Genomic DNA, 13849 nt, shown 5'->3' with positions numbered 1-13849 from the left:
AAATGGATAAGTTAATCGCTTTTTTAAAAGAAAAGAAAATTACCGAAGTTGAATGTGTTATCAGCGATATGACAGGGATTGCCCGTGGCAAAATTGCCCCCGTTGATAAGTTTATCGATGAAAAGGGCATGCGACTGCCCGAAAGCGTGTTATTGCAAACGGTTACCGGCGACTATATCGATGACGAGATTTTTTATTCGCTACTTGACGATGCCGACATAGATTTTGTTTGTGTACCAGATGAAAACGCAGTTTTCATGTTGCCTTGGACAGTCGAAGCCACGGCGCAAGTGATTCACGATTGCTATGACCGCATGGGTAACCCCATTGAATTGTCTCCTCGTAATGTGCTTAAAAGAGTACTGAAAATGTATGAGGACAAAGGGTGGGAGCCGGTTATTGCGCCAGAAATGGAGTTTTATTTAACTAAGCGTTCGGACGATCATGATTTGCCGTTAAAACCGCCTATTGGTCGCTCTGGCCGTCCTGAGGCTGGTCGCCAGTCATTTTCAATTGATGCTGCTAACGAATACGACCCATTATTTGAAGACATGTACGATTGGTGTGAGGCACAAGGATTAGATATAGACACCTTGATCCATGAAGATGGTCCGGCACAAATGGAAATCAACTTCAGTCATGGTAATCCGTTGGAGTTGGCTGATCAGGTTTTTGTGTTTAAACGTACCTTGCGTGAGGCGGCGTTAAAGCACGATGTGTGTGCAACCTTTATGGCAAAACCAGTCACCGACGAACCTGGAAGTGCTATGCACATTCACCAAAGTGTGATTGATAAAAAAACCGGTAAAAATATCTTTACTAAAGACGATGGCACCCAAAGCCAGTTGTTTTTAAATTACATTGCAGGCTTGCAGACTTATATTCCAGAATTATTGCCGCTGATGGCACCCAATGCTAACTCGTTCCGTCGTTTTTTACCGGGCACTTCAGCACCGGTTAACTTGGAGTGGGGCGTTGAAAACCGCACCTGCGGGCTGCGAATTCCTGAATCTTCGCCACAAAACCGTCGTATCGAAAACCGTATACCAGGTGCCGATGCTAACTGTTATTTAGCGATAGCAGCGAGTTTGTTATGTGGCTTTATTGGTATGGATAAAAATTTACGTCCATCGACACCTGTGAGTGGGCGTGCAAATGAAAGCCGTACCAATAACGAAAACTACTTACCTGTCACATTAGAAGAAGCGCTAATGGTCATGCAAGAAAGTGAAGCCTGTATTGAATATCTTGGTCAGTCGTTTACCACAGGATTTGTGGCAGTAAAACAAGCTGAGCTTGAGAATTTCCGTCGTGTTGTGAGCTCGTGGGAACGTGAGTTTTTGTTATTAACGGTGTAATCATCGTTTTGTATCAACACGTTATTGGCAATGTGAAATGTTAATGGGCCTATTTAAAACGATAGTGCTCTTGGTTGTGAATAAGCAGGTAACCATGATTTTGTTACCTGCTTAAAAGGAAACAAATATGTCGACTTCATTACTCACCCAACAGCAACAGCTTGCTGATTTACAAGCGGCTGATAAGCAACATTTTATTCACCCGTTTACTGACTCAAAAGGCTTAGCCGAAAAAGGCACTCGTGTTATTGAGCGAGCCCAAGGTGTGTATTTATGGGATGTGATGGGGCATAAGCTGCTTGATGCCATGGCAGGCCTGTGGTGTGTTAATGTGGGGTATGGCCGTCAATCTATTGTGGATGCCGTTGCTAAGCAAATGCAACAACTGCCGTTTTACAATAGTTTCTTTCAATGTTCACATCCGCCTGCAATTGAGTTAGCCCAAAAAATAGCATCACTTGCGCCACAACATATGAATAATGTGTTTTTTACTGGCTCAGGTTCTGAGTCAAATGACACCAATTTACGTATGGTTAGACGCTATTGGGACCTTAAAGGTAAACCAAACAAAAAAACCATTATTAGCCGAGTCAATGCATATCATGGCTCAACCGTTGCTGGCGCCAGTTTAGGTGGCATGTCGGGCATGCATGAACAAGGTGACTTGCCTATTCCAGGGATTGTGCATATTGCTCAACCCTATTGGTACGCTGAAAGTAAAGGGCTATCACCAGACGCCTTTGGGTTACAAGCTGCACAAGCACTGGAGGCCAAAATTCTTGAACTTGGCGAAGACAATGTCGCGGCATTTATCGCTGAGCCTTTTCAAGGCGCAGGTGGGGTGATTATTCCGCCATCGACATACTGGCCAGAAATTAAACGAATTCTAGCTAAATACGATATTTTATTTATTCTCGATGAAGTGATCAGCGGCTTTGGCCGCACGGGCAAATGGTTTGCTGCACAATATTTTGATTTACAGCCCGATTTAATCTCTATCGCCAAGGGCATGACCTCTGGTTATGTGCCAATGGGTGGCGTAATAGTGTCAGACAAAGTGGCTAATGTGATTAAGCAAGAATGTGGCGAATTTACCCATGGTTTTACTTACTCAGGGCATCCGGTTGCCGCTGCCGCAGCTTTAGAGAATATCCGCATTATTGAACAAGAAAAACTCGTTGAGCGCGTGGCAACAGACACATCACCTTATTTACAGTCGGCCTTGCAACAGTTAGCCGAACACCCATTAGTGGGGGAGGTGCGTGGCATTGGATTAGTCGCTGCGATTGAACTGGTTAAAGATAAGGCCACTCATCAACGGTTTGATTCGAATATGGCGGTGGGCATGTTTTGTCGCGATGCTTGTATTCATCATGGGTTGGTGATGCGTTCGGTAGGCGATACTATGATTATTTCGCCTCCATTAACCATTAGTCATGCCGAAATTGATGCGTTAGTGGCAATGGCCACCCAAGCATTAAACGACACTTATCAATATGTGCAAGCTAAATGACGCCGATGATGGTGAATGAATATTGTGAAATTGTGATTTTTTAACCAAAAACATTTCTACCATCTGGTAATCGAAAATGTTTTTGATAAAATCCGCAAAATTATGGGAGCGGATGCCGTTGCTGTAATCATACCGATGCATAGTTAAGTGGTAGCATTGGATAATTTCTTTCAGTAGAAGGAAGATTTTACACGCTGGTATTACAGCGAAAAAAACGAATGTCAGTGACAGTCTGACCATTATCCAAAAGGGAGAAAGTATGAAGCTACGAAACAAACTATCCACATTGGCCCTCATCACTGCAAGTGTGTTTTCGAGCACAGCGATTCAGGCCGAGGAAGTGGTCAAAATGTATAACTGGTCAGATTATATCGCCGAAGATACATTAGCTAATTTCGAAAAAGAAACTGGCATTAAAGTGATTTATGACGTGTTTGACAGCAACGAAGTGTTAGAAGCTAAGTTACTGTCTGGCCGTAGTGGCTACGACATTCTTGTGCCGTCAAACCACTTTTTAGCAAAACAGGTTATTGCTGGTGCATTTCAAAAATTAGACCGCAGCAAGTTGACTAATTATGCCAACTTAAAGCCTGATTTAATGAAGCAGCTGCAAAAAGCCGATCCTAACAATGAGCATGCAGTACCTTATTTATGGGGTACAAATGGTATTGGTTACAACGTTGATAAAGTCAAAGCGGTCATTGGCGAAGATGCCCCATTTGATTCTCTTGAGCTTATTTTCAACCCTAAATATGCAGAAAAAATTGGCTCTTGTGGCTTTGCAATGCTCGACTCTGCAGATGACATGTTGCCGCAAGCATTAATTTACTTAGGATTAGACCCTAACAGTAAAAATGCAGCTGACTATGAAAAAGCCGCAGAAGTATTGGCTAAAATCCGTCCTTACGTGACGTATTTCCATTCTTCTCGTTATATTTCAGACTTAGCAAACGGTGACATTTGTGTTGCATTTGGTTTCTCTGGTGACGTATTCCAAGCCGCAGCGCGTGCAGACGAAGCGGGTAACGGCAATAAAATTGGTTACTCTATCCCTAAAGAAGGTGCCAATTTATGGTTTGACATGTTAGCCATTCCACAAGATGCAACTAACATCGAAAACGCCCATAAACTGATTAACTACTTATTACGCCCAGACGTAATAGCACCTATCAGTAACTATGTTGCTTACGCTAACCCTAACGTACCAGCGCAAGAACTGGTAGACGAAGCCATTCGTAACGACCCTGCCATTTACCCACCACAAGCGGTAATTGACAATCTGTACATTGGTGACATTCGTCCGTTGAAGATTCAACGTGTGGTGACACGCGCTTGGACCAAAGTGAAGTCAGGCAAATAATCTGATGCACTAGGGCGAGGTAACTCGCCCTACTTTTTACACTTGTTTGTATACTTTATTTGGCTAATTTAGCCTATTTACAAAATGGTTAACTGTGTGCGTAACAACACTTTTTGATCGTTATGGTACACATACTCCAAAAGGCGGAGCAGTATTATGGGAAACACCTCGGGCGTCACTAATAAACCAAGCACAAAGACGCAAGAACAAGTCCTGGTTAAGATTGATCGTGTAAGCAAGCTATTTGACGATGTACGTGCAGTAGATGATGTTTCATTGACCATAAATAAAGGTGAAATTTTTGCCTTGTTAGGTGGTTCTGGATCAGGTAAATCTACTTTGTTACGCATGTTAGCAGGCTTTGAAAAACCGACCGCAGGGCGTATTTTTCTTGATGGTGTCGACATTACTGATATGCCACCGTACGAACGTCCTATTAACATGATGTTTCAATCTTATGCCTTGTTCCCGCACATGACGGTTGAGCAAAATATCGCATTTGGTCTTAAACAAGACAAAATGCCAAAAGCAGAGATTGAAGTGCGCGTAAAAGAAATGCTTAAACTGGTGCACATGGAAAAATTTGGCAAACGTAAGCCGCATCAGTTATCGGGTGGCCAGCGTCAGCGTGTGGCCTTAGCACGCTCACTTGCTAAGCGTCCTAAACTATTATTGCTTGACGAGCCAATGGGCGCGTTAGACAAAAAACTGCGTACCCAAATGCAATTAGAAGTGGTCGATATTTTAGAAGCCGTAGGCGTGACTTGCGTGATGGTTACCCATGACCAAGAAGAAGCCATGACCATGGCTGGTCGTATTTCAATTATGCATGAAGGTTGGATAGCGCAAACCGGTAGCCCAACAGACATTTACGAGTCACCAGCCAGCCGAATGGTTGCAGAGTTTATTGGTACGGTTAATTTATTTGAAGGTGAGATTATTGCCGATGAAGTTGACCACGCCATTATCAAATCAACCACGTTAGACCGTGAGTTTTATATTGGCCACGGTATTTCAACCAGCCTTGAAAATAAAAACGTCTTTTTGGCACTGCGCCCAGAAAAAACCATTATTACTCGTGAAAAACCAGCTAGCGAATACAACTGGGCTCACGGTGTTGTTCACGACATCGCCTATTTAGGTGGTTTGTCTGTGTATTACATTAAGCTTAAAAACAATCAAATAGTGCAATGCTCAATGATTAATCGCGAACGCCGCGCTGACCACCCAACGTGGGAAGAAGAGGTGTACATCAGTTGGGAAGACAGCAGCGGGGTTGTATTAAACTCATGAAGAATCCACTGAATATGATCAAAGGACGCCATTTGACCATGGGGGTGCCCTACCTGTGGTTATTGATGTTTTTTGCGTTGCCGTTTGCCATTGTGCTCAAGTTGAGTTTTTCTTCTGCCGCAATTGCGATTCCGCCTTACGAAGCAACATTTAGCTATGCAGATGAAATGCTCAATATTGCACTGAACTTGGGTAACTATTTGCTGTTACTGCAAGACTCAATGTACTACATGGCGTATCTCACCTCATTAAAAATGGCGTTTGTAGCAACGTTAGGGTGTTTAATTTTAGGGTTTCCGATGGCGTACGCCATTGCTAGAGCACCTGCACGTATACAAACGGTGTTATTGTTACTGGTAATGTTACCGTCTTGGACATCATTTTTAATCCGTATTTACGCCTGGATGGGGATTTTAAGCAACAATGGCTTAATTAATAATGCCTTAATGTGGTTAGGTGTTATTTCAGAGCCCATCCAAATGCTCAACACTAACTTTGCGGTATATATCGGGATTATTTACGCTTACTTGCCGTTTATGATATTGCCCTTGTACGCAACGTTAGTGAAATTAGATTTAAGCTTGATTGAGGCGGCGTCTGATTTAGGCTCAAGTAGCTTTAACACTTTTTGGAAGATCACCTTACCATTGTCAATGGGCGGTGTGATTGCAGGCTCTATGTTAGTGTTTATTCCTGCTGTTGGTGAGTTTGTTATCCCTGAGTTGTTAGGCGGCCCAGACTCATTAATGATTGGTAAAGTATTGTGGCAAGAGTTCTTTAACAACCGTGATTGGCCTGTAGCCTCGTCACTTGCCATTGTGATGTTAGCGCTGTTAATTATTCCAATCACCTTATTCCACCGTTATCAGTCACGTAACATGGAGAACGATGTATGAAGAAGTTAAGTTTCTCTAAAGTGATGTTGTGGTTTGGTTTACTGTTTTTATATGCGCCAATGTTTATTTTGGTCATTTACTCATTTAACGAATCAAAACTGGTGACAGTATGGAGTGGGTTTTCGCCAAAATGGTACGGTGAATTATTTCAAGATACGCAAATACTTGAAGCCGTGTGGACCAGCCTACGTATTGCTTTTTACAGTGCGACCATGGCTGTGATTATTGGCACCATGGCAGCTTTTGTGATGACACGCTTTCGTCGCTCTTGGGCCAAGCTAACCTTGTCTAATATGATCACCGCGCCTCTGGTTATGCCAGAGGTTATTACCGGTTTGTCGTTATTGCTGTTGTTTGTTGAAATGGCCGACTTACTTGGTTGGCCAGCCGAGCGTGGCATGTTAACCGTATGGATTGCTCATTCTACGTTTTGTGCGGCTTATGTTGCTGTGGTTGTGTCTTCACGTTTGCGCGAGTTGGACTTGTCAATTGAAGAGGCCGCAATGGACTTAGGTGCTACACGATTAAAAACCTTCTTTTTGATCACAGTGCCGATGATTTCACCCGCCCTTATTGCAGGGTGGTTTTTGTCGTTTAGCTTATCGTTAGATGACTTAGTGATTGCCAGCTTTGCATCAGGCCCAGGCTCGACTACGTTGCCTATGGTGGTGTTCTCGTCAGTGCGTTTAGGGGTATCACCTAAAATTAACGCCTTGGCAACGATTATCATTTTAAGTGTGTCTTTAGTCGCGTTCTTATCTTGGTATTTAGCAAGGCGTGCAGAGAAAAAGTCTAGAGAAGCGATGGAGTAATAGCGTTTATTACTTATACCAAGGCCACGCTCACAGAGTGTGGCTTTTTTTTAACATGTTCACCGCTCTGGGTGTTAAATATATTACACAAAGTGTCAATAATTATGTTTTATAAGCTAGTTTTTAAATAGGCTTAAGTGTACGATGAAGTAGTTATTTTTTGTTTTGAACCCACAAAGGAAGCGCTATGTCCGCCACACCTCACGCTAGTTCATATTATGCTGCGTCGGCTAATGATAAAGTCGAACGCCCTCGTTTAGAATCTTCAATAGAAACCGATGTTTGTATCATTGGTGCGGGATATACCGGGTTGTCATCGGCGCTGCATTTATTAGAAAGCGGCATGAAAGTGGTCATCCTTGAGGCTGCTCGTATTGGTTGGGGCGCATCGGGCCGAAACGGTGGGCAAATTGTTAACTCATTTAGCCGAGATATCGACACCATTGAAAACGTGGTTGGTAAAGAGCAAGGCAAATTATTTGGTCAAATGGCGTTTGAAGGCGGCCAAATTATTCGTGAGCGTATTGCCAAATATAATATTGACTGTGATTTAAAAGACGGTGGAGTGTTTGCCGCCCTGAATGCCAAGCAAATGGGCCATTTACAGTCACAGAAAAAACTGTGGGAAGCACACGGTCACCACAATCATCTAGAGATGCTCGATAAAGACGGCATTCGTAATGTGGTCAATACTGATTTATATGTCGGTGGATTGCTAGATAAAAGCGGCGGCCACATTCATCCGCTCAATTTAGCTTTAGGTGAAGCGCGCGCGGTTGAGTCATTAGGTGGTTTCATTTTTGAAGATTCCGCAGTGATTAAAGTTGATGACGGCGAATCGCCGATAGTTCACACCGCAAAAGGGCAAGTGAAATGTAAGTTTGTGGTGGTTGCTGGTAATGCCTATTTAGGTAAGTTATTACCCGAACTGCAAGCGAAATCAATGCCGTGCGGAACTCAGGTTATTACTACGGAGCCCTTGTCAGACGATGTGGCTGCCAGTTTACTGCCTCAAGATTACTGCGTAGAAGACTGTAACTATTTACTCGATTACTACCGCTTAAGTGGCGATAAGCGACTCATATTTGGTGGTGGGGTTGTTTATGGCGCCCGCGATCCGGCCAATGTTGAAGCGTTAATTATGCCCAAGTTGTTAAAAACCTTCCCTCAGCTCAAAGGGGTTAAAGTGGATTACGCCTGGACGGGTAACTTTTTAATGACACTGTCGCGTTTACCACAAGTGGGCCGTATTGGTCATAATATTTACTACTCACAAGGCTGTAGTGGTCATGGGGTCACTTATACCCATTTGGCAGGTAAGTTAATTGCAGAAATGCTTAATGGTCAAGCCACAAGGTTTGATGCTTTTGCGGCATTACCACATTACCCATTCCCAGGTGGGCACGCACTGAGAGTGCCGTTTAGTGCATTAGGTGCTTGGTATTACACCATGCGTGACAAGTTTGGTGTTTAGCCTTAATTCAGAGTAGATGCGGGTTTAAGGAACAGTTTTAATCGAATGAGTAGGAGAGCGCTGTGATTTTAAATGATCCAAGCTTATTGCATGAGCAATGCTATATCGACGGTGTTTGGGTTGGTGCCGACAGTGGTGAAACTGTGGCTATCCATAACCCTGCCAACCAAGAGTTAATTGGTCATGTGCCTGTGATGGGCGCAGCTGAAACTCAAGCCGCAATCACTGCAGCAAACCAAGCATTACCAGCCTGGCGAGCGCTAACAGCAAAAGAGCGCAGCCAAAAGTTGCGTCGTTGGTTTGAGTTAATGCACCAGCACGCAGATGACTTAGCGTTAATGATGACCACCGAGCAAGGTAAACCTTTGGCAGAAGCCAAAGGCGAGGTGACTTATGCCGCCTCATTTGTTGAATGGTTTGCTGAAGAAGCCAAGCGTATTTATGGCGACACGATTCCTGGGCATCAAGCCGATAAAAGGCTGACAGTGATTAAACAACCTGTTGGCGTGACAGCAGCAATAACGCCATGGAATTTCCCTGCGGCCATGATCACCCGTAAAGCCGCCCCCGCACTTGCAGCAGGTTGCACCATGATTGTTAAACCTGCGCCGCAAACGCCTTTTACCGCACTAGCATTAGCTGAACTTGCTCATCGTGCAGGTATTCCTGCTGGTGTGTTTAGTGTGGTCACAGGTGATGCTATTGCCATTGGCAATACACTTTGCAAAAGCCCGGTAGTGCGTAAGTTGTCGTTTACGGGCTCAACAGCTGTTGGCATAACATTAATGGAGCAATGCGCGCCAACGCTTAAAAAACTGTCGCTTGAGTTAGGCGGCAATGCACCGTTTATTGTATTTGACGATGCCGATATTGACGCCGCAGTTGAAGGCGCCATGATTGCTAAATATCGCAATGCTGGGCAAACCTGTGTATGTGCTAACCGTATCTATGTTCAGGCAGGCGTGTACGAGCAGTTTACGCAAAAATTTGCCGCCGCAGTGGCTAAGCTCAATGTGGGTATAGGCACAGATGACGGGGTGAATATTGGCCCGTTAATTAATCAAGCCGCAGTGGCAAAAGTACAAAGCCATTTAACCGATGCTTTGGCCAAAGGAGCCAGCGTTGTGGTTGGCGGCAAGCCCCACAGTTTAGGTGGTTTTTTCTTTGAGCCTACGATTCTACGTGATGTTGACAAGTCGATGCTGGTTGCTAAAGAGGAAACCTTTGGCCCATTAGCGCCGTTATTTAAATTTGACACGGTTGACGATGTTATCAAGCAGGCTAATGACACCGAGTTTGGCTTAGCGGCGTATTTTTATGGCCGAGACATTTCACTGGTCTACAAAGTTGCAGAAGCGCTTGAGTATGGCATGGTGGGCGTAAATACCGGATTAATCTCGACCGAAGTTGCGCCCTTTGGTGGTATTAAATCCTCTGGGTTGGGCCGAGAAGGGTCTAAGTTTGGTATTGAAGAATACCTAGAAATGAAATATATCTGCATGTCAGTGTAAGGGAGTGGGTTATGACTAAAACAAACGATGGACTAATGGCGCGTCGCCAAGCGGCTGTAGCGCAAGGTGTTGGGCAAATTCACCCTATTTTTACTGAACGTGCAGAAAATGCCACAGTGTGGGATGTTGAAGGCCGCGAATATATCGATTTTGCGGGTGGTATTGCCGTGCTTAATACGGGCCACTTACACCCTAAAGTGAAAGCCGCGGTTGCAGCACAGTTAGATGCTTTCTCACACACCTGTTTTATGGTGTTAGGCTACGAAAGTTACATCGCAGTATGTGAAAAACTCAACCATTTAGTGCCAGGTGATTTTGCGAAAAAAACAGCCCTATTTACCAGTGGTTCAGAAGCCGTTGAAAATGCGGTTAAGGTTGCACGAGCCTACACTAAGCGTGCAGGTGTGATCGCATTTACCTCGGGTTACCATGGGCGTACTATGGCGGCGTTAGCGTTAACCGGTAAAGTGGCTCCGTACAGTAAAGGCATGGGATTGATGTCGGCCAATGTGTTTCGTGCAGAGTTTCCGTGCGAAATGCATGGCGTATCTGAAGATGATGCGATTGAGTCAATTGAACGTATTTTTAAAAATGATGCAGAACCGAGTGATATCGCTGCCATTATTTTGGAACCTGTACAAGGTGAAGGCGGTTTTTATGCCGCGACACCTTCATTTATGAAGCGTTTGCGTGAACTGTGCGACAATCACGGTATTGTATTGATTGCTGACGAAGTGCAAACCGGTGCGGGTCGAACAGGCACATTCTTTGCGATGGAACAAATGGGCGTTGCAGCAGATATTACCACCTTTGCAAAGTCGATAGCGGGCGGTTTTCCATTATCAGGCATTACCGGTAAAGCTGAAGTGATGGACGCAATTACTGCAGGTGGCTTAGGTGGCACCTATGGTGGGAGTCCGTTAGCCTGCGCCGCTGCGCTTGCGGTGATTGAAGTGTTTGAACAAGAGCAGTTACTGACTCGTGCAAATGATGTTGGCCAAAAGCTCAAATCGGCATTAACAGGTATGCAAGCAAAATATCCGCACATTGCTGATGTTCGTGGTTTAGGCGCGATGATTGCCATCGAGTTAATGGAAGACGGCAAACCTGCGCCACAATATAGTGCAAAAATTTTGGCTGAAGCACGCAGCCGAGGTTTGATTTTATTGTCTTGTGGTACCTACGGTAATGTTATCCGCGTTTTGGTGCCGCTAACGGCGCCAGATGCGCAAATTGAGGCTGGATTAGCAATAATGGACAGCACATTTCAAACCGTGTTTACGTCTTAATGTGCTGTTTGAAAAACAATCAATTAAATCCCGCTTTTAGCGGGATTTTTTGTGTGTTTTACGATATGTTTTTAAAAGCTGACTACACTTAAAAAGTCGTGTAAACATTGGGAGTTTATTTAAATGAAAGCATTATCCATTCGATCAAAGTTGTTATGGATCACCTCGGCACTGTTTATTGCCACTGTCGTTTCACTCTCAATCAGTTTATGGATAGTGCTAAAAGATAAAAATAATACGCTAGCCGCCGAAGTTGAAGTGGCTTTACAGCAAGAAATTAACGATAAGTTATCGGCTAGAGCTGGTGAGTATGGGGAGCGCGTTGCAGGTTTTATCAACGAGGCGTATCGCATTCCGTACTCATTTACTGGGTTGATTGAACAAACATCAAAAACCGATCCGATAACCCGCGAACGACTCGAATTATCGCTTGCGGCAGTGCTACAAAAAAACGCCCAAGTTTCGTCTATGTATGCTCAGTTTGAACCTAATGGTTATGACAATCTGGACGATGTTTACCGTCAAGGTAGTAGTCACAGTGTGCCTAATGCCGGCACTTTAGAGATATATTACACCCGAAGCGATGACGGCACTGTTGAGCAGCAGTCGATTGATGATGCAGCCGAAAAGTATAACGATAACCTGAATGAATTTGGCGTACGGGAAGCCGAATGGTACTTGTGTGCCAAAGACAGCAAAAAACCGTGTTTAATGGAGCCCTACTTATACGAAATCTCACCGGGTAATAACGCCTTAATGACTTCGCTTACTGTACCTGTGTTGGTCGATAATCAGTTTAAAGGCTTGGTGGGTGTCGACATTAACTTACCGTTATTTCAAACCATGATTATGCAGTTGTCTAAAAGCCTGTATCAAGGACAGGCGAAAGTCACCCTAGTGAGCCAAAAAGGGTTTGTCGTGGCGGCAAGCCATTATAATAAATTTGCAAGGCCACTGAGTGAGTCGGTAAACCCTGTGTTGGCCAAAAAATTATTAGCATTAAATAACACCTCAGGTTTTGTTAACGAGCCAGACAGCATTGCTGTGGGATACCCTATTGCCATTCCAATTGCCAATGCAACCTGGTCACTGATTATTGAAGTGCCTAAAAGTCAGGCTTTTGTTGCGGTCAATAATATGAATGACGCCATGACCGAAATGGAAATGTCATTAGGCGGGCTTTTACTCATGATTGGTATTGCCGTGACCGTGATTGCTGTGGTGATTATTAGTCTGGTGATCCGCAGCATTATTGCGCCGCTAAACATGATCCAAACCAGAGTGGAAAATCTTGCCAGTGCTGAGGGGGACTTAACACAATCTGTTGATGTAACAGAGCATGCAGAATTAATTGCCCTAGGCCGTGGCATTAATGCCTTTATTGCAAAACTGCGTCACTTAATCTCAGAGTTAAAAATACTGGCAGACAGTTCACAGCAAGAAAGCATAAAGTCGGCCGATATTGCCAAACACACTCGTGAAAGTGTGAACCGTCAGTATAGCGAAATCGAAAGTGTGGTCACCGCTGTCAATCAAATGAGCGCAACAGCGCTTGAGGTTGCAAAAGCGTCAGAACAAACCGCGATGGAAACCGAGTCGATGACCATTAATGTCAAAGACGGTGAGTCTCGCCTCACCCAAGCAATGCTATTTGTTGAGGGGATGTCTAAAGAGTCAGAGCAGGCGCAGCATGCCGTTAATTTGGTGTCGCAAAGCAGTGCCAACATTAGCCGTATTTTAGAGGTCATCAGCGCCATTGCAGAGCAAACAAACCTATTGGCGTTAAATGCAGCCATTGAAGCGGCCCGTGCTGGAGAACAAGGTCGAGGTTTTGCGGTTGTCGCTGATGAGGTGAGAACATTAGCCTCTCGAACGCAAAAGTCTACTGATGAAATCAGCACCTTAATTGATGCACTGCAAAAAGAAGTAAAAAATGCCTCGAGTATTATTGATAAAGGGGCGCAGGGGGCAAGCAAAGCGGTTGAGCAAACTCAATTAGCTTTAGAGTCGTTAAATGCAATAGTGGCTAAAATTGATGAAATATCCAGTCAGGTCACGCATATTGCAACCGCCGCTGAACAGCAAAGTGCTGTTACTGAAGAAGTCAGCCGAAATATTACCGGTATTTCAGATTCGGCCTCAGAGCTTTCACAGCTTGCCGACGAAGCTCAACAAAGTAGTGACAGTTTGGCAGAACTTGTGCGTAAACAACACCAACAGCTTGGTCGTTTACGCACTTAAATTCATCTTTGTTTGCAAAAGTCAGCGCAGATGTCATGGGCTTTATAACGCGAACAAGTTGTTTTTATCTCAATAAGCCCATTAGTTAAGTGGGGTTAACAT

Annotated in this window: 10 protein-coding genes; all 10 read left to right on the top strand. The window is 44.3% G+C overall.

All coding sequences use genetic code 11. From position 1 onward, the window contains the following. Positions 1-2: 2 nt before the first annotated feature. Positions 3-1358, top strand: a complete 1356-nt coding sequence (locus tag L2703_RS06935; protein WP_248970386.1) for a glutamine synthetase family protein — start codon at positions 3-5, stop codon at positions 1356-1358. A gap of 127 nt (positions 1359-1485) precedes the next feature. Further along, positions 1486-2871 (top strand): aspartate aminotransferase family protein, encoded by a 1386-nt coding sequence (locus tag L2703_RS06930; RefSeq protein WP_248970385.1) that lies wholly within the window; start codon positions 1486-1488, stop codon positions 2869-2871. A gap of 259 nt (positions 2872-3130) precedes the next feature. After that, positions 3131-4231 carry a polyamine ABC transporter substrate-binding protein gene (locus tag L2703_RS06925; RefSeq protein WP_248970384.1) on the top strand — a complete coding sequence of 367 codons (1101 nt, stop codon included), beginning with the start codon at positions 3131-3133 and terminating at the stop codon, positions 4229-4231. A 156-nt stretch (positions 4232-4387) separates the two neighbouring features. Beyond that, positions 4388-5524: a polyamine ABC transporter ATP-binding protein gene (gene potA / locus L2703_RS06920; RefSeq protein WP_248970383.1), complete on the top strand. Its 1137-nt coding sequence runs from the start codon at positions 4388-4390 to the stop codon at positions 5522-5524. Then, the gene (locus tag L2703_RS06915; protein WP_248970382.1) at positions 5521-6420 is read left to right on the top strand and encodes an ABC transporter permease subunit; all 900 of its coding nucleotides are present in this window, start codon (positions 5521-5523) and stop codon (positions 6418-6420) included. The genes potA and L2703_RS06915 overlap by 4 nt, the downstream gene beginning before the upstream one ends. Further along, positions 6417-7232: an ABC transporter permease subunit gene (locus tag L2703_RS06910; protein WP_248970381.1), complete on the top strand. Its 816-nt coding sequence runs from the start codon at positions 6417-6419 to the stop codon at positions 7230-7232. The genes L2703_RS06915 and L2703_RS06910 overlap by 4 nt, the downstream gene beginning before the upstream one ends. Positions 7233-7419: 187 nt before the next feature. After that, positions 7420-8706, top strand: coding sequence for an NAD(P)/FAD-dependent oxidoreductase (locus tag L2703_RS06905; protein WP_248970380.1), 1287 nt, complete (start codon positions 7420-7422; stop codon positions 8704-8706). 62 nt (positions 8707-8768) lie between these two features. Then, on the top strand, positions 8769-10217 hold the full coding sequence (gene gabD / locus L2703_RS06900) for an NADP-dependent succinate-semialdehyde dehydrogenase (RefSeq protein ID WP_248970379.1): 1449 nt from the start codon (positions 8769-8771) through the stop codon (positions 10215-10217). 11 nt (positions 10218-10228) lie between these two features. Next, positions 10229-11506 carry a 4-aminobutyrate--2-oxoglutarate transaminase gene (gene gabT / locus L2703_RS06895; RefSeq protein ID WP_248970378.1) on the top strand — a complete coding sequence of 426 codons (1278 nt, stop codon included), beginning with the start codon at positions 10229-10231 and terminating at the stop codon, positions 11504-11506. Positions 11507-11629: 123 nt separating this feature from the next. Further along, a complete protein-coding gene (locus L2703_RS06890; protein ID WP_248970377.1) occupies positions 11630-13747 on the top strand; it encodes a methyl-accepting chemotaxis protein in 2118 nt (705 codons plus the stop codon). Positions 13748-13849: the final 102 nt, after the last annotated feature.

The sequence above is a fragment of the Shewanella basaltis genome (genome assembly GCF_023283885.1).
In the GTDB taxonomy this organism is placed as follows: domain Bacteria; phylum Pseudomonadota; class Gammaproteobacteria; order Enterobacterales; family Shewanellaceae; genus Shewanella; species Shewanella basaltis.
This window is presented reverse-complemented; position numbering and strand designations above follow the sequence as displayed.